This window comes from Lactobacillus sp. 23-2 (assembly GCF_044902225.1).
GTDB lineage: Bacteria > Bacillota > Bacilli > Lactobacillales > Lactobacillaceae > Lactobacillus > Lactobacillus absianus.
Window position 1 is genome coordinate 24,822 of the sequence record NZ_JAOQBX010000003.1, and the last position, 16,214, is coordinate 41,035.

Here is a 16,214-nt window from a genome sequence, read left to right on the forward strand (position 1 = left end):
GCTGTTGGAGCTTATCGATCTTCAGCCTGCTTTAAGGACAGGAAGGGCGGATCGATTCCCAGCATCTGGGAAAGGGAGTAGACCCGGGGCGGGAGGACGCCGATTTTTTCAACCAGATCCGGCTGGGCAAACAGGTCGCTGACCGCGCCGGAGAATATCAAGCAGCCATGGTTCATGACGTTGACCCGCTCGCACTGGCTGGCCAGCCAGTCCATGTCGTGGGTGATCACGATCAATTGCCGGCCGCGGGCCTCCAGCTGCTTGAAAATCCGGGTGACCCGCTGGCGGCTTGGATAGTCCAGGGACATCATTGGCTCATCAAAGAGGTAGATTTCCGGATCGATTGCCAGGACGGTCGCGATGGTCAAGAGCTTCTTTTCAGACAAGGACAGGTCGTAGGGATTCTTTTCCTGGCTGCCTTCCAGGCCAACCGCCTTTAAGGCTTGATCAGTCTGGTCTTTGACTGCTGCTTCAGGCAGGCCCAGCTTTTTCAGGCCCCAGGACACTTCTTTGGCAACGGTTGCGTTGAAGATCTGGTCATTGGGGTCCTGGAAGGTGTAGCCAACCTTCTTGATCCGGTCTTGGGCAAGATACTGCCCCAAATCCTCGCCGTCTACGGTGACTTGGCCCTCTTGCAGGTCCAAGAGCCCGCTCAGCAGCTTGAGCAGGGTGGACTTGCCGGCCCCATTTTGGCCAATGAAGGCCGTGAGGCTGTCGGCCAGGACCAGGTGGTCCAGCTTTAGGTCAAAGCCGGCTTCGGGATAGGAAAATTCCAGCTTGTTGATTTCAATCGTCATTTTCCAGCTGCCTCCTTCAATTCACTGGCAGTTACGGGGTATGAGCCGTCTGGGCGCTTAATTTCCAGGCGTTTGGCCAGCTCCAAGGGAGTTGGCTTGGCAACCAGGGGGTCATCCTTCAGCTGGTTGAAGACGGCTTGCGGGGTCCCGGAAGCAGCCAGCCGGCCTGCTTCCAGCACCCAGATCTGGTCGCAGACCTCGGCCAGGTCGTCGACTTCGCCTGAAGCGATGAAGACGGTCTGGTCCTTTTGCTGCTTGAGCCAGGAGAAGAAATGCTGGCGGCCAACCGGGTCCATCTGGCTGGTTGGATCGTCCAGGAGCAAAAATTGCGGGTTAAGTGCCAGGGCACTGGCAATGGCCAGCCGCTGCATCTGACCGCCGGAGAGGTCCGTGGGGGCTTGCTCCAAGTAGTCTTCTAGATCAAACTGGCTGGCCACGGCGGCGACCCGGTCTTGAATGGTGAGGGGGGCCAAGCCGCGGTTGACCAGGGCAAAGGCGAGCTCGTCATAGACTGAGTCCGCCAAGCCGCTGAGCTGGCTGGCGCTGTCTTGCAAGACAACCCCCGTGGTCTTCCTGAGGTCTGGAGCCAGGTCGCGATAGTCATTGTCCCCCAGGGTCATTTTCCCCTTGATCTTGGCGGGAATGATCTTGGGGATGATTCCGGCAAAAAGGTTGAGCAGGGTTGACCGGCCACCCTTGCTAGGGCCAACCAAGCCGATTTTTGCCCCTACTGGGGCAGAAACCGTAATCTCCTTTAACACCCAGTCTTCAAAGCCCAGATACTGGACTGACAGATTCTTTAAGGCTATTTGACGAGAAGCCATGCTTTTCCTCCAATCAAGAACAGGCAGATTAAGGACAAGGCCAAGTGGGCCTTATGGCCCAGCCAGTATTCTTGCTTAAGCTCCGGCTTGCGGCGCTCCGGGCTGTCGTAGCCGCGCAGCTGCAGGGAGATGGACCGGTTGATGGCCATCTGGAAGGTCTTGATGATCAAGGGCACCAGCACGGGCACGATCATCTCCACTCTGGACCAGACTGACTTGGCGGGCACGATTCCCCGCGCTCTTTGGGCCAGCTGGATCTTCTGCAGGTTCTGCTTCATTTCCGGCAGGATGTAGCAGACCGACATCAAGACGTAGACCTGCTTGTAAGAGAGACCGGCTGCTTCCAGATACTTGGCGTTTTCGGAAATAGTGGTCGTTTCAATAAAGAAGCAGGTGGAAAAAATAATGACCAGAATCCGGCAGCCCAGAAGCAGGGCGTGGGTCAGGCCTTCCTGGTAGAAGAGCAGGATGCCGGCCTTCAAAGCCAGGGTGTGGTTGCCTGGCCAGAAGAGCCCCTGGATCAAGAGCATGGTCATGATCAAGAAAAGACTGAAGGCAGTCATTGCCCACAGTCCCTTCGTCTTGCGTGAAAACATGATCAAAAGCGCCGTGGCTGCCAAAAGCGGCAGCTCCAATAGCGGCTGGCTGATCACGAAGCTGGCCAAAGTGAAGACAGCAATCAATAAAAGCTTGCTGATGGGGTCGACCTTGGCATACCACTTGCTTTGGTCGATCGCGGCTTGTCCAATCATTAGTTTTCGTTCCCCTTAAAGAAGTAGATCATCCGCTTTGGCATCTGCTTGTAGATCAAGAAGGCCAGGTAGGCAACAACGACCTTGTCCAGCAGGTCCAAGACGAATTCGTCAACGAATGATGCGATCCAAATGCTGACGTGCTTGGCAATCATGCTGGCAAACAAGGCATCTCCCCAGGCAATCCCGGTTTGCCCGCCCCAGAAGATGACGTTGAGCGGGGTCGAGATGATGGCTGAGACCAAGGCAATGATGATGGCCGCTGGCAAAACCTTCTTGGCGCTGGCAAACCAGCCGCGGGCATGCAGAATCCCCACGGCAATGCCGATGCCAATGCTGGTCAGGGCGTAGACGGTTGAAATTGGCGACAAGGTCAGCCCGTAGATAATGTTGTTGATGAAGCCGCTGATGGCGCCGGCAATTGGGCCGGCCAGCATGCTGGCCAGGAAAGTCCCCAAAGACCCCAGCCAAAGGGGCAGCTTCAAGCCTTCGGCAAAGGCCTTGGCCACGTAGTTGATCCCGACGGCCGCGGGAATCAGGGTCACCGTGGCGGCAGACAGCTTAAACTTCCAGACGTTTTGTAAACTATTCTTCTTCTCCATGATTGATAATTCTCCTTAGATTTCGCTAGTTAAAAGTAAAGGTAACCTTTACTTTTATATGGATGAATTACGTTGATTCTAGCACTGAAAGGGGACGGGGACAAGTGATTTTTTGCACGAAAAACCGAAAAATTTCCTGGTCCCCTCTAACTTTCGGCAGGCGAAAAAAGGAAAACAAGCGCTGGCAGATCAAGTTAAAGTATCCGCTACCTTAACCGAAAAAACAGAATAATCTTTTCACAAAGTACTTAGAGTTAGTTGCAATTTGCAGGTACAACTTTTCTGACTAAAACGGCTATTGCACTGGCTGTTTGCGGGTGATATTTTTGAGATGAACAAAATTAATATGCTGATTAAGCAGAAGAAATTATCTTTTGGCAAAGCAAACGAAAGGAAAAGTGAGTGGAATGGCAAAAGACGTGAAGCGCGATCCGGCCAAGGTCAGCTCCTACTTTATCGCCCAGTGGCCCGCTTTGGCGGTCGTCACCGTCTCCGGCATCATCTACAATGTCGGCATGGCGGCCGGACCTTGGTTTGAAGGTCAGCTGGCCCAGTGCCTGGTCAATATCCTGCAGCAAAAGGCCCGGCCTAGTGCCATGGTCAAATTGAGTCTTGGCTACGTGCTGGCCATCTTCATCGTGCAGTTCATGCGCTATTTGAAGCGGCTTTACGTTCGCAAGTTCGCCAACCAGACGATCCTGTCCATGCGCAGCAGCCTGTACCAGACCCTGCTGACCAAGACCAGCCTGGACGATATCGGGACCATCATGACCAAGGCCATTTCTGATGCGGATGACTGCGCGGAGGGGATGCGGAAGTTTACGACGGAAATTTTTGACACGGGCGTGGTGATGATCGTCTACATCGTGATGCTGATGTGCTATGACTGGCGCTTATCCCTGATCGCCTTGCTTTTTCCGCCTTTGGCCTATGTCTTGGCCGGACAGCTGAAGAAAGTGGTCACGGGCGCCGTCGCCAAGGCCAAAGAGGCGGCTGGCGACTTGAATGCCGCGACCTTGGACCGGGCCGGCAACAGCCTGACCTACCGGATCTATGGGGTCGAAAGAATTCGCGACGGCATTTACGAAAAGTTTCTGCAAAACTACGAGAAGCGCCAGATCAAGGCCGGCGTCTTGATGAGCGCGGCTGAGCCGATCTACTACATTATCTCGTCCATCAGCGTCATCTTTATCATCTGGCTGGGCGGGCGCAACGTTTGCGGCATGGGCTGGCAGAGCTGGAACATCGCGGCTTTTTCCACTTATTTGGCCTGCTTTGGCAAGCTGTCCGTGAAGTCTTCCCACGCCGCCAATCTCTTTAATGCCGTGCAGAAAGCGGAAGTCTCCTGGAAGCGGATCAAGCCGCTCTTAACAAACGACGTGTCGGCAAGAAAGCAGCTGGCCCCATTTGGCCCAGTCAAAGTCAAGCAGCTGACTTTCAGCTGGAAGGACGACCAGCCCTTGCTGGAAAATATTTCCCTGACGGCCAAGCCAGGCGAGATTGTTGGGGTTACCGGTCCTGTTGCCAGCGGCAAGTCGACCTTTGGCCAGGCCTTTTTGGGCCAGCTGCCATATTCGGGGACGATCGAGCTGAACGGGCAAGACTTGTGCCAGCTCCAGCAGGCCGGCTATTTGACCACGGCCTACCTGGGCCATGATCCCCAGCTCTTGGCCGCATCAATCAAGGACAACATTGCCTTAGGGCAGGAAAAGGCGGTTTCCGCCGTCTTAAGCGACGCCGATTTAGTCCAGGACTTGGAGCAGATGCCGGATAAAGCGGCAACCCAAGTCGGGGAAGGCGGGACCAGGCTGTCTGGCGGGCAGGCCGCGCGGGTTGCCCTGGCCCGTGCCCTCTACCATGAGCGGCCGATCTTGATCTTGGACGATCCCTTTGCCAGCGTTGACCAGAAGACGGAAATGAAGATCTTGCAGAATCTGCGCCAGCACTACCATGACCGAGTCATCTTCTTGATCTCGCACCGGCTGGAATTCTTCGCCAGCCTGGACCAAATACTGTACATTGACGGCAAAAAGACGGCTTGCGGCAAGCACGCGGACTTGTTGAAGAAATCGCCGGGCTATGCCAAGCTCTATTGCCACCAAGTGAAAGGAGGCAGCAGCGATGAAAAATAAGCTCACGCCCTTGAAGATCTTTAACAAAGCCATTGCACCCCACCGGGCATTGACCGCCGCGCTTTTGGCCTTAATCGCGGTCAATGTCGCCGTCTCTTTGCTCCCGCCGCTCATTCTGGGCGTGATCGTCGACCAGCTGACCGGCCAGCACCCGTCAAGGAGCCTGCTGGGTGCTGGCCTGGTCTATTTTGCCGCGCTTTTGGCCAGCAAGCTGCTGGAGGCAGTCCGGGAAAGCATGATCACGGTCTGGGGCGAGAAGGTGACCCACGGGATCCGGACAGAGATGGCGCGAAAGCTCAGCCGCTTGCCGGCAAGCTACTTCAGCCATAATTCCAGCGGGACTTTGGTCTCCCGCTTCGTCAATGACGTCGATACCCTGGAAGACTTGTTTTCATCCGGCATCATCAGCATGATTGCCAACCTGGCTTCGATTATCGGCATTTTGGCGGTCGTCTTTGTCAAAAGCCTGGGGCTGGGCTTGCTCCTGCTTTTGTCGCTGCCCATTTTATGGTGGTTCACCGTGCTGATCCAGCGCGCCTCCTACAAAGCGCAGCTTGACAACCGGCAGGCGATCGCGGCCTGTGACCAGGTATTGCCTGAAACCTTGCGCAGCCTGCTGATGATCCGCCTCTACCAGGCAGAGGAATTCATGCGGGACCACTATCAGAAAATTCTCCGGCAAAGCTTCGCGGCCATGGAGCGGTCCAACTTCTGCGACGCGGTCTACTCGCCGGTCATTATTTTCGCGCAGGCGCTCTTGACCGCGGTCATGATGGTCTGCGCCAGTCTTGGCGGGGGCTTTCGCGGCTTCTTTGGCATCAGCGCGGGGACCGCGGTGACGGTGATTGCCTATGTTGGCCAGGTTTTTACGCCCTTGGCCGACATTGGGATGGAAATTCAAAATGTGCAAGCCGCAATGGCTGGGACCAAGCGGATCGAGAACTTCATGAATGAAGCCGAGCGCCCGGCCAGTCAAAAGCAGGTCCTGGTCCAAACGCCGGCGATTGCCATCAAGGACTTGTCCTTTGCCTATGAGCCAGGTCGGCCGATTTTTGACCATTTCAACCTGACGGTCAATGCTGGCGAAATCGTGACCTTGAAGGGCCGGACGGGTGCTGGCAAGAGCACCTTGTTTAAGCTGATCTTAGGCCTTTACCAGCCGCAAGCCGGGCAGATCAAGATCTTTGGCAAGGACGTGGCTGTCCTGCCAGAAGCGGAAAAGCGCCAGCTCTATGGCTGCGTTGAACAGAATTTCAAGCCAGTCGCGGGCTGCCTGCTGGAGCAGATTAGCCTGGGTGACCCTGGAATTGGTGAAGACCAGGTCTGGCAGGCTCTTGAAACCGTGGGCCTGGCTGAGCGCGTTCGCAAATTGCCTGATGGACTTGACAGCAGGCTGTCAAGCGCCGCGCTCTCCAACGGCCAGCTGCAGCTGCTCTCCATTGCCCGGGCCATCGTCTGCCAGCCTAAGCTGCTTTTGTTTGACGAGATTACGGCCAACCTGGACGTCGTGACGGAAGACAAGCTGCTGTCAGCCTTGAAAAGGGCAGCGCGGGGCAATACGCTTTTGTCCATTTCCCACCGGACTGAGCTCCTGCGTGGCGGGAAGATCATCACTATTGGTAAAGACCAATAGCCGATAAATAGCAAATCAGCCATATTATTGGCAAATAATCTGTAAAAATTACTGTAGTTATATTAAAATAAAAGTTAATGGCTAATTATGCAGGTAAGCGAATGCTAGGCATAATAGTTAGCATGATTATTAAGAGTTTGCTATAACATGATTGAATATAATAAGAATACGCAAGTGCCTGAGCACAATAAAGAAAAAACGACGAATATCGCATTTTATCAATCAGATGAATTGCTGAAGCGGGCCGCGAAGAACAATCTCAGTGCTGGCTTCGCCATTTCGGGCATGATTGCCGGCATCGGCTTGATTGGGCTGATTGGCGTGAACAGCAGCGTGGCGACAAAGGGCGTCTTGCCTCAGATTGACAACATGTTCGTTTATGTCCTGCTCTTGCTGGTCAACTGCCTGCACTTGAACGTTTTGCTGATCACCAGGCGCATGAAGAAGCTGACTGCCAAGACTAAGCTGAATATCTGCTACAGCAACTTTCTGGTAAATGCCTTTTTGTCAGGGATGTCGCTTTATAGCACCCAGGTAGGCAGCAGCTATTTCTTTGAACTGGTCTTGATCATGACTGTGATCTCGCTTCTGCCTTACTACAGCTTCGGCAGAGGGATGCTGGTAGTTGCACTCAGCGCCTTGACGACATGGGTGATCGTTGACGGCAACCGGCTGCACGTGGCCTGGCAGGATTTCTATGACCTGCTGATCTTTTATGGAATTTGCATCGCCAGCATCTTTTTAAGGCGCTACTGGTTTAAGGAATCGTCGGCTCTTAATGAGCGTCTGCAGCTGGCCAACAGCCGGCTCGCCGTCCGCAGCCGAACTGACGATCTGACCGGCCTGCTCAATCGGACCGCCCTGCGGGAAGACTTTAACGACTACCAGCATGAGCAAGTCGGCATGGCCATGATCGACCTGGATGACTTCAAGCAGTTCAATGACCAGTATGGCCACCCATATGGCGACCGGATTCTGGCGCAGATTGGCCAATATATGCTGGATGAGCTGGATTCCCCGCGCATTTCCTGCTACCGCTATGGCGGCGACGAGTTTTTGGTGATCGGCATTGACATGGATCCGGAAATGTTTAAAGCCAATCTGCGCAAGTTCCAGGAAAATTACGCTTTCATCAGTGAAGGGCAAAAGACGCCGGCAACCTTGAGCATTGGCTGCTGCGCCGGCTTCCTGGACTCAAAGCATGACCTGCGCTCTTGCCTGCGTCTTGCCGACAGCTGCCTGTATGATGCCAAGAAACGGGGTAAAAACGCGCTGGTTGCCAGGCGCTACAGTTCCTTCTCGGGCAATACTGACAATCATTAAAAGAATAAGAGGATAAAGAAATATGTATGCTTATGCTGCAAAAGACGAAATCAAGATCTACCGCTACTTGTCCATGGACTGCCTTAAAGAAGCCATGGCCAACCTGCGGGCTGACTGCCAGATTATAGTCGAAGCTGAAGGGGTAGTCGGCACGGCTGGCAACTTCGTGACCCGCAACGACAAAGTCTACGACCTGGACTATGCGATCGTGCTTCTTAAGGCGCCAAGCGAGTATGCGGCTAATCCTGATTTGCTGCACCAGCTGATTGAAAAGGAATTTGACGCGGCCTTGGCTGACAAATTTGACAAAGTGCCGGGGATGCCACTGGCTCTGCGCTACGTCCACCATGCCAAAAAGAGCGGCCTGGTCAATTTCCAGCTGGACTTGACGATCGTCAAGCGGGATGAGGGCGATGAAGAACGCTTATATGAAGCCGATGGCCATTACCGCTGGAGCGAGCCCTTCAACCGCCGCTTCTTGCGCATTCAAGAAGAAACCATCAAGGACTGGGACCAGTGGCAGGACTTGCGGGATGAATACCTGCGCTTGAAGAACGCCTCGCTTGACCAGGAAGGGCAGCAGCTGTCTGTTGACCTTTACCGGCAGGCCGTCGCCAACATTTATGGCTAAAAACTTAAAAATAAGCAAGCCTGACTTTCATGGAATTGAAAGCCGGGCTTTTTTTATTGACAGATTTTTTGAAATTATGAAGCAAGAATGGAATAATAAGAAGCAGGTGAAGTTAAGCGGTTTTGTGAGAGTTATCGATTTTTTAATGAGGATGAATTTTCAAATATGAAATTAAAGGACCAGATTAAATTAATTGCGACTGACATGGATGGGACCTTGGTCAACGATGCCAAGGAAGTGCCAGCCAGCTTTGACCAGTGGGTCTTGGACCACCCGCAGGTGCAGATGGTAATTGCCAGCGGCCGGCCTTACTACACGAATGAAAAGCTGTTCGGCAAGATTGCCGACCACCTGATTTTTATCGGGGACAACGGCGGCGTCATCTACCAAAACGGCAAGTTCCTGTATGAGCAGGCCTTGACAGCTGATGAAGCCTTGTTTTGCCTTAAGCTCTTTGAGGACAATCCATCAGCCAGTCCAATTCTTTGCGGGGCAAGTCAAGCGATCTGCTACGACCCAAAGGGAGACGAAGAATTGACCAGGCAGCTTGATACTTACTACATTAAGCGCAGATACGTCAAGCAGCTGAAAGCAGAAGTTGCCAGCGACAAGATTATTAAATTCACGGTCTACTTCAAGAACCAGGGGGCAGAAGAGGCCTACCGAAAGCTGCCGCCAATGCCGGAAAACCTGACGGCCGTTTTGGCAGGGGCAGACTGGATTGACATTGTGAATAAGCAGGTCAGCAAGGGGGCGGCCTTGCGGCAGATTGAAAGACTCAAGGGGCTGAAGCGGGAGGAAACCCTGGCATTCGGCGACTACCTGAATGACTATACTATGCTGCAAGAAGCCGGACACAGCTATGCAATGGTCAACGGGCACCCCGACTTGAAGGCAATTGCCGACCACATCGCGCCAAGCAACAACGATGAAGGGGTCATGCAGGTCCTGAGAGCAATTTTTGACCAAGATTAAGACATTTTTTGATTAGCGCTCATCTAATTTCCAAGGGGGTTTTTCGTTTACCCAAAAGTTTTAAAATTGCATTTTTGCGGGAAAAAGAAGGGATACTTCTATCCCTTTTTTATCAAAATGGCTATTTTAAACAGAAAAATCAACTGATTATTAGCAAAAAAGGCGCCATATCCAGCTTTGTGGTTGGATACAGCGCTTTTTTGCATTTGTTTAGTTTTTAGTTGTTGGACAAGGCTTGCGGACTGCCTTGGTGACCGTAACCTGAGCATCATCTTCAGCATACAGCCCTTGAATATCCCCGGTGTTTAGTGCCGCCAGGGCTTCGTTGGATAAGTTGATAGCTGCCGCGGTAAAGGAGACGGTTTGCTTTCCGCTAGTCGCCGTATAAATCTTCTGTGAATCGGTACTGTGCACCGACAGCTGATCCGGCTGCTTGTCCAAGTGCCCGACCACTTCATTGACCTGGATATCAGCAACTTGCTGATAGTGGACAACGTCATATCCGCCGGCTTGATTTGCTTGAATCATGATCCCGGCAAAGTGGTCAACGTTGATAACCGTTACCAGACCATAGCGACCGCTGGACAAATTTGACTGATCCGCGTCCAGTTTAAGCGTCAGCATTTCATTATGCTCAGCTTGCCGCAAGCCCAAGAAGGCTGGCGTTCCTAATTCTGACAGCCGCTTGTCCCGGCCGCGCAGGGTCAGCTGGCCAGCTTTTACAAGCAGGTCCTGGCCCAAAGAGTCCCGCAAGGTCAGCCAGTCATTGCCTAAGCCGTTTTGGAAATCATCAATCAAGGATGAGTTCGGCTGCTCATTTGGCAAGGAGGCCGCGTGTTTTGGAAAAGCCGTCAGATCAACGTTTTCCTCTGGCACGCCAGTGTAAATCTTAGGCCAGGTACCAGTCCAGTCGACCGGGTAAAGCATCGTCTCCCGGCCGATATTGGTGATCTGGCTGAAACCGACTGCCGCTGGCCGCGTGCCTAAACAGGTCAGCCACCAGTTGCCTTGCGGGTCGGTAAACAGGTCTGCGTGACCAATGTTCTGCAGTGGCTCCTCCGCCCGGTCCCGGTTGGTGAAAAGCGGGTTGACACCGACCTCATCCGTGTAAGGTCCCCAAAGCTGCTCGCTCTTAAACATGGTGATCATATGCCCCTGGCCCGTGCCGCCTTCAGCCGTGAGCAGGTAATAAGTTCCGTCTTTCTTCAAAATGTGCGGACCCTCAATGTCCCGGCCACCGGTGCCATAAGTCAAAATCTTTGGCCCGTCCAGGATCTTCCCGGTTTCTAAGTCAATCTCAACCTGGCGGATCGCCTTCGTGCCCTGGTCGTCTACATAACCGGTAAACTGCACGTAAGTCCGGCCGGCTTCAAAAAACAGGTCCGGATCAATTCCCGGTACGTCGACTTCAATCCGGTTTTCGTCCCAGACAATCGCTGACCGGTCCTCGTTAAAGCGGCCCTTGATGATGAAAGTCTTGAATTCCGCGAAATTAGTCGTGATCACGTAAAAAACACCTTCATGATAACGAATGCAGACGGCAAAAATGCCTTCGTTGGATTTGGAAGTTCTTAGATCCGCCTGTTCTGGCCGCTTCGCGATCCCTGGCATCTGTTCCCAGGTCAAGAGGTCGGTGCTTTTAGCCAGGGCAATTCCCGGATAGTATTCAAAGGTGCTGTTGACCATGTAGTAAGTGTCGTTAACCCGCACGATGCTTGGGTCCGGGTACATGCCGCGCCGGATCGGATTTTGGTATTTAGTCGTCATAATTCATCATTCCTTAAATATGTATTTATGTAAAAAAATAAGCAATAGAAGTGAAAGCACTGCTTTTGACACATCTAATGGTACGCTAGCTGGCTAAGGGTCAGCCAGATTCAAAAGTTAGTTGTTATATGTCGGATTACCATCTACTTATAAAAACACCAGAAGCTGCCTAAATGCTTCTGGCGTCTTTATTCTCTATCTTAGTGCAGGCAAGTAATGAAAGTGATCAGCCCAAACACGATGCCTGGCGGGTTGGCGATGAACACCGGCCAGTCCTTGTACGTCTGCAAAATCGCGTACGCGCACCAAAAGGCGCTGTTGATGCAGGCAACCAGCGGCTGAACCGGGGTGCCGTATTGCCCGTGTAGGTTGTTAACGATCTGCGGGATGTAAGAAACATACATGGCAATGGACATGATGCTGGCCAAGCGGCCGACTAACCGGGCGGCTTTAGAATTATTCAATGCGAATTTCTCCTTTTTCTGTTTGCTGAAAACTAGGCCCGCCTGGCTTTGCTCCAGGCAGCGCCGATCTTTGCCAGGTGTCCAGGTGGTAGACTGTCGTGTCGGCGATGACCCCTTCCAAATCAAAAAGGGCTGCTTGAAACATTATGCTTTCCTTTCGCTTAACAGCGGGGGCGTAGTCAGAATCTGGTTAATCTTGGCCATTTCTTCAGCGGAAATGTTGATGAATGGTAGGATGGAGTTGACCTTGGCCAGGGACATCTCGCCAAAATGCTGCTGGTTACCAGGATCTCTGAAGAAGTTGATCGTGTCTGTCACCTGGCTCAGTCTTTCAACCAGTTCGCCGTCAGCCATGATCTCATTGATCGGTGAATCAGTCCGGTAGTGGCCGATAAAGTCATGGTCCGGCTGGTAGCTGATCTCGTAAGTGCCACTGGTCAAAGTGAAGCTGGCGCCCTTTTCCTGGCCGTTGACCATAACCGGGTGCTGGCTGGCCGCCTGCAGGGTGACATGGACCTGCTGTCCGAACGGAATTGCCAGCTGGATCTTGATCGTGTGTTGGTCGTCGGTTTCAATCTGGTAGCTGACCCGCAAGTCGCCGTAGTTGGACTGGTAGTGGCCGCTGACCTGCTTGAAGCGGTAGTCAAACAGCGGCTTGAAGCTGACTTCCTGGAAGCCCGGCGTGTGGTCGTGTAGGCCCAGCAGGTAGCGGTAGCCCCATTCCATGACCGCGCCCAAAGAGTAGTGGTTCAAAGAGTTCATGCCTTCTGAGCTGAACGTCCCGTCATCAAGCACTGAGTTCCACCTCTCCCAAACCGTGGTGGCCCCGTGCTTGACCGCGTACAGCCAGGACGGGTAGTCCTCGTTCAAGAATAGCTTGACCGCCAAATCATGCGCCCCGTGCTCTGACAGGGCCTGGCAGATAAACGGCGTGCCCACGAAGCCGGTCTTCAAGTGGTCCTTGTCCTTGCCCAGGCGTTTGATCAAGTCGCTGATGACATGACCTTCCTGGCTTGGATCGGCCAAGGAGAAGTAGAGGGTGAGGGCGTAGGCCGTCTGCGTGTCTATAGCCAAGCGGCCGTTGGCCGTCAGGTATTCATCCTGGATTGCTTTGCGGATGGCGTCAGCCTGCTTTTGGTATAAGACTGCGTCTTCTTGGTAACCCAAAAGGCCGGCTGTCTGGGCCAAAATCTTGGAAGAGTAGTGGTAGTAAACCGAAGCGACGAAGTCTTCATCAGTCTTGCCAGTCGGCAGGCCCGGGTTTTCTCCATCCAGGGCCAGTCAGTCGCCGAACTGGAAGCAGCCGGTCCACAGGTTTGGCGTAGTCGTGTGCCGGCTGATCCAGTCCACCCAGCTCTTCATGGCCGGGTAGTTCTGCCGCGAGACCGGGAACCACCAAAGTCTGATGGCCAAGAAGGGCTTCTACGCTAATCTTTACAACAGCCAGTTCCTGGGCAAACCAATCTGATTGACATAACATTTGATATGAAAAATAAAAAGATCTGCCTGAGCCAAGCTCAAGCAGATCTTTCATTTTGCCCTTTGACATTTTGAACACATGTTCTGTATAATAATTTTGTCGAGAAATTGCTTTTTATTTAAAAGACCCTCAGCTTGGCTGAAGGTCCGGAATTACTTGTCTTTCTTGTCTTGCTGCTTCTTTTGCTTGACCCAATAGACGATCCCGAAGGGAACCAGGTTTTCATCGCCGGCCAGGATGCGCTTGATGTTTGACCGGTGGCTCCACCAGATCAAGCAGACCAAGAGTCCGGACATGACGGTCAGGAAGCAGTCATGGTAGAAGAAGCTGGAAATGAAGATCAGCACTACGGAAATCAGGCTCGTGGCTGAGACCATGCTGGTGATGAAGAGCAGGGGGATGAAGTAGCAGGCGCACAGCAGGAAGAAGTGGACGTTGTAGCCCAGCAGAAAACCCGCGGTCGTTGCCACGGCCTTGCCGCCCTTGAACTTCAAGAAAATTGAGAAGGCATGGCCAAAGATGGCGGCTGCCCCAAAGACCAGGCACAGGTCGTGGCGGCCCAGCTGAAAGATCATCGGCAGGCAGGTCGCCAGGGTGCCTTTGAAGAAATCGACCAGGAAGACGATGGTCCCAGCCTTCGGGCCCAGCACCCGGAAAGTGTTGGTGGTTCCAATATTATGCGAGCCGTAATCCCTGATGTCCTTGTGGTAGAAGATTTTGCCAACCAGCACGCCGGTAGGAAAAGACCCGATCAAATATGCTAAAATTAAAAGCAATGCAAATTTTATTGCAAACATTCATATCAACTCCGTTTAATCTTGTTTTCTATTTTAACAAAGATTAGTATGAATTGATACGCAGTTTGCGATTCGAAAGTTTGGAGGAAAGCTATTTTGCCAAAAAACACCTATGATGATTCTTCAATTCAGATTCTGCACGGGCTTGAGGCTGTAAGAAAGCGGCCCGGCATGTACATCGGCTCCACGGATATCCATGGCCTGAACCAATTGGTCTACGAAATCGTCGACAATTCTGTCGATGAAGCCATGGCCGGCTTCGGCAAGGAGATCAACGTCACCATTCATGAGGACAATTCCGTGACCGTGCAGGACTTTGGCCGGGGGATGCCAACGGGGATGCACGCCTCAGGCCGCCCGACCATTGAGGTCATCTTGACCGTTCTGCACGCGGGGGGCAAGTTCACCGAGCAGAACTACAAGACTTCCGGCGGTCTGCACGGGGTCGGCTCGTCTGTCGTGAATGCCCTCTCCAGCTACATGAAGGTTCATGTGGTCAGAGACGGCAAGGCCTACGAGGAAGAGTTCCACAACGGCGGCCAGCCAATCGGTACCCTGAAGTGCCTGGGGGCGACCAAGGAAAAGACGGGGACGACCATTACTTTCAAGCCAGACCCGATGATTTTTTCTACGACCAAGTACAATTACGAAACCATCCAAGAGCGCATCCGCGAGTCGGCCTTCCTGCTCAAAGGCGTCAAGTTCACCTTGACCGATGAAAGAAAGCCGGAGCATCACGACGTTTTCGACTATGAAGACGGGATCCAGAGCTTCGTTGACTACCTCAACGAAGGCAAGACGGCGATTGGCAAGGTCTTCTACTTTGAAGGCGAGCAAGACGGGATGGAGATCGAGTTTGCCGGCCAGTACAGCGATTCTTACTCAGAAAACTTCGTCTCCTTCGTCAACAATGTCCGCACCGCTGATGGCGGCTCCCACGAAGTTGGGGCCAGAAGCGGCTTTACCCGGGCCTTCAACGATTACGCCAAGAAGCAGGGGCTGCTCGGCAAGAAGGACAAGAACCTGGAAGGGTCCGACTACCGGGAAGGCCTGAGCGCGGTCTTGTCCGTCAAGATCCCGGAAGAGATGCTGGAATTTGAAGGGCAGACCAAGGGCAAGCTGGGGACGCCGCAGGCCAGAAGCGCGGTCGACGCGGTCGTCTATGAGAAGATGTCCTACTACCTGATGGAAAACGGTGAATGGGCCCAAGACCTGGTCAAGAAGGCCCAAAGGGCCAGAGATGCCAGAGAAGCGGCCAAGAAGGCCCGGGATGAATCCAGAAACGGCAAGAAGCGCCGCAAGAAGGAAATTCTGTCCGGGAAGCTGACTCCGGCCCAATCCCGCAACCCCAAGAAGAACGAGCTCTTCCTGGTCGAAGGTGACTCCGCCGGCGGCAGCGCCAAGCAAGGGCGCGACCGGCACTTCCAGGCCATCCTGCCTTTGCGGGGCAAGGTCTTGAACACCCAGAGAGCCAAGCTGGCCGACATCTTCAAGAACGAAGAGATCAATACCATGATCCATACCATCGGCGCGGGCGTGGGCACGGAGTTCAAGCTGGAAGATTCCAACTACGACAAAGTCATCATCATGACTGACGCGGACGACGACGGGGCCCACATTCAGATCCTGCTTTTGACCTTCTTCTACCGCTACATGCGGCCAATGGTCGAAGCCGGCAAGGTCTACATCGCTCTGCCGCCGCTTTACCGCATCAGCAAGAAGGGCCAGGACCTCTATGCCTGGACCGACGAAGAGCGCGACGAGGATGAAAAGAAGGCCGGCAAGGGCTATGCCCTCCAGCGCTTCAAGGGGCTGGGCGAAATGAACGCCGACCAGCTGTGGGAAACCACGATGAATCCGGAAACGCGGATGCTGATCCGGGTCAGAATCGACGATGCCCAGCTGGCTGAGCGCCGGGTCACCACTTTGATGGGGGACCAGGCCTCAGCCCGCAGAAAGTGGATCGAGGAAAACGTCAAGTTCCGCATGGGCGAGGAAGAATCAATTTTGGACAAGGTAAACGATTAGGAAAGGTGA

16 protein-coding genes and 1 pseudogene are annotated in these 16,214 nt (G+C 53.4%); 7 read left to right on the plus strand and 10 right to left on the minus strand.

The genetic code is table 11. The features are described from left to right. Positions 1-11: 11 nt before the first annotated feature. Genes OCH80_RS01835 through OCH80_RS01850 form a run of 4 tightly spaced genes read right to left on the minus strand, consistent with a single transcriptional unit; the run spans position 12 to position 2,975 of the window. On the minus strand, positions 12-797 hold the full coding sequence (locus OCH80_RS01835) for an energy-coupling factor ABC transporter ATP-binding protein (RefSeq protein WP_404537439.1): 786 nt from the start codon (positions 795-797) through the stop codon (positions 12-14). Continuing rightward, positions 794-1,621 carry an energy-coupling factor ABC transporter ATP-binding protein gene (locus OCH80_RS01840; protein WP_404537441.1) on the minus strand — a complete coding sequence of 276 codons (828 nt, stop codon included), beginning with the start codon at positions 1,619-1,621 and terminating at the stop codon, positions 794-796. Before OCH80_RS01840 ends, OCH80_RS01835 begins: the two co-directional genes overlap by 4 nt. Continuing rightward, complete coding sequence (locus OCH80_RS01845) at positions 1,603-2,373, minus strand: energy-coupling factor transporter transmembrane component T (protein WP_404537443.1); 771 nt, start codon at positions 2,371-2,373, stop codon at positions 1,603-1,605. The genes OCH80_RS01840 and OCH80_RS01845 overlap by 19 nt, the downstream gene beginning before the upstream one ends. Continuing rightward, on the minus strand, positions 2,373-2,975 hold the full coding sequence (locus tag OCH80_RS01850) for an ECF transporter S component (protein WP_206988914.1): 603 nt from the start codon (positions 2,973-2,975) through the stop codon (positions 2,373-2,375). Before OCH80_RS01850 ends, OCH80_RS01845 begins: the two co-directional genes overlap by 1 nt. 407 nt (positions 2,976-3,382) lie before the next feature. Between OCH80_RS01850 and OCH80_RS01855 the strand changes: the two genes are divergently transcribed. The 5 genes from OCH80_RS01855 to OCH80_RS01875 all read left to right on the plus strand — a co-directional run bounded on the left by OCH80_RS01855 (position 3,383) and on the right by OCH80_RS01875 (position 9,669). Next, entirely contained in the window at positions 3,383-5,107 is a 1,725-nt protein-coding gene (locus OCH80_RS01855; protein WP_404537445.1) for an ABC transporter ATP-binding protein, read from the plus strand. After that, the gene (locus OCH80_RS01860) at positions 5,097-6,740 is read left to right on the plus strand and encodes an ABC transporter ATP-binding protein (RefSeq protein ID WP_404537447.1); all 1,644 of its coding nucleotides are present in this window, start codon (positions 5,097-5,099) and stop codon (positions 6,738-6,740) included. Before OCH80_RS01855 ends, OCH80_RS01860 begins: the two co-directional genes overlap by 11 nt. A gap of 147 nt (positions 6,741-6,887) precedes the next feature. Further along, entirely contained in the window at positions 6,888-8,063 is a 1,176-nt protein-coding gene (locus OCH80_RS01865; RefSeq protein ID WP_404537449.1) for a GGDEF domain-containing protein, read from the plus strand. Between the two features lie 22 nt (positions 8,064-8,085). Beyond that, positions 8,086-8,694, plus strand: coding sequence for a hypothetical protein (locus OCH80_RS01870; protein WP_154548714.1), 609 nt, complete (start codon positions 8,086-8,088; stop codon positions 8,692-8,694). A gap of 165 nt (positions 8,695-8,859) precedes the next feature. Continuing rightward, entirely contained in the window at positions 8,860-9,669 is an 810-nt protein-coding gene (locus OCH80_RS01875) for an HAD family hydrolase (RefSeq protein ID WP_404537451.1), read from the plus strand. 210 nt (positions 9,670-9,879) lie between these two features. On the opposite strand, the gene OCH80_RS01880 is transcribed toward OCH80_RS01875, so the two are convergent. The 5 genes from OCH80_RS01880 to OCH80_RS01900 all read right to left on the minus strand — a co-directional run bounded on the left by OCH80_RS01880 (position 9,880) and on the right by OCH80_RS01900 (position 13,313). Further along, on the minus strand, positions 9,880-11,436 hold the full coding sequence (locus tag OCH80_RS01880; protein WP_404537453.1) for a family 43 glycosylhydrolase: 1,557 nt from the start codon (positions 11,434-11,436) through the stop codon (positions 9,880-9,882). A 200-nt stretch (positions 11,437-11,636) separates the two neighbouring features. Next, the gene (locus tag OCH80_RS01885) at positions 11,637-11,852 is read right to left on the minus strand and encodes a hypothetical protein (protein ID WP_404537588.1); all 216 of its coding nucleotides are present in this window, start codon (positions 11,850-11,852) and stop codon (positions 11,637-11,639) included. Between the two features lie 40 nt (positions 11,853-11,892). Further along, positions 11,893-12,045 carry a hypothetical protein gene (locus tag OCH80_RS01890; protein ID WP_404537455.1) on the minus strand — a complete coding sequence of 51 codons (153 nt, stop codon included), beginning with the start codon at positions 12,043-12,045 and terminating at the stop codon, positions 11,893-11,895. After that, entirely contained in the window at positions 12,045-13,181 is a 1,137-nt protein-coding gene (locus OCH80_RS01895) for an alpha-L-rhamnosidase C-terminal domain-containing protein (protein WP_404537590.1), read from the minus strand. Before OCH80_RS01895 ends, OCH80_RS01890 begins: the two co-directional genes overlap by 1 nt. Next, on the minus strand, positions 13,182-13,313 hold the full coding sequence (locus OCH80_RS01900) for a hypothetical protein (protein ID WP_404537457.1): 132 nt from the start codon (positions 13,311-13,313) through the stop codon (positions 13,182-13,184). Between OCH80_RS01900 and OCH80_RS01905 the strand changes: the two are divergent. Further along, positions 13,282-13,368, plus strand: a pseudogene (locus tag OCH80_RS01905) (lipid A export ATP-binding/permease MsbA); the annotation flags it as partial. The gene OCH80_RS01900 and the pseudogene OCH80_RS01905 sit on opposite strands and share 32 nt — an antisense overlap. 164 nt (positions 13,369-13,532) lie before the next feature. Here OCH80_RS01905 and plsY read toward each other — a convergent pair. After that, positions 13,533-14,177: a glycerol-3-phosphate 1-O-acyltransferase PlsY gene (gene plsY, locus OCH80_RS01910; protein ID WP_404537459.1), complete on the minus strand. Its 645-nt coding sequence runs from the start codon at positions 14,175-14,177 to the stop codon at positions 13,533-13,535. A 93-nt stretch (positions 14,178-14,270) separates the two neighbouring features. Between plsY and parE the strand changes: the two genes are divergently transcribed. Continuing rightward, on the plus strand, positions 14,271-16,205 hold the full coding sequence (gene parE / locus OCH80_RS01915) for a DNA topoisomerase IV subunit B (protein WP_302187573.1): 1,935 nt from the start codon (positions 14,271-14,273) through the stop codon (positions 16,203-16,205). The last annotated feature ends 9 nt before the right edge of the window (positions 16,206-16,214 follow it).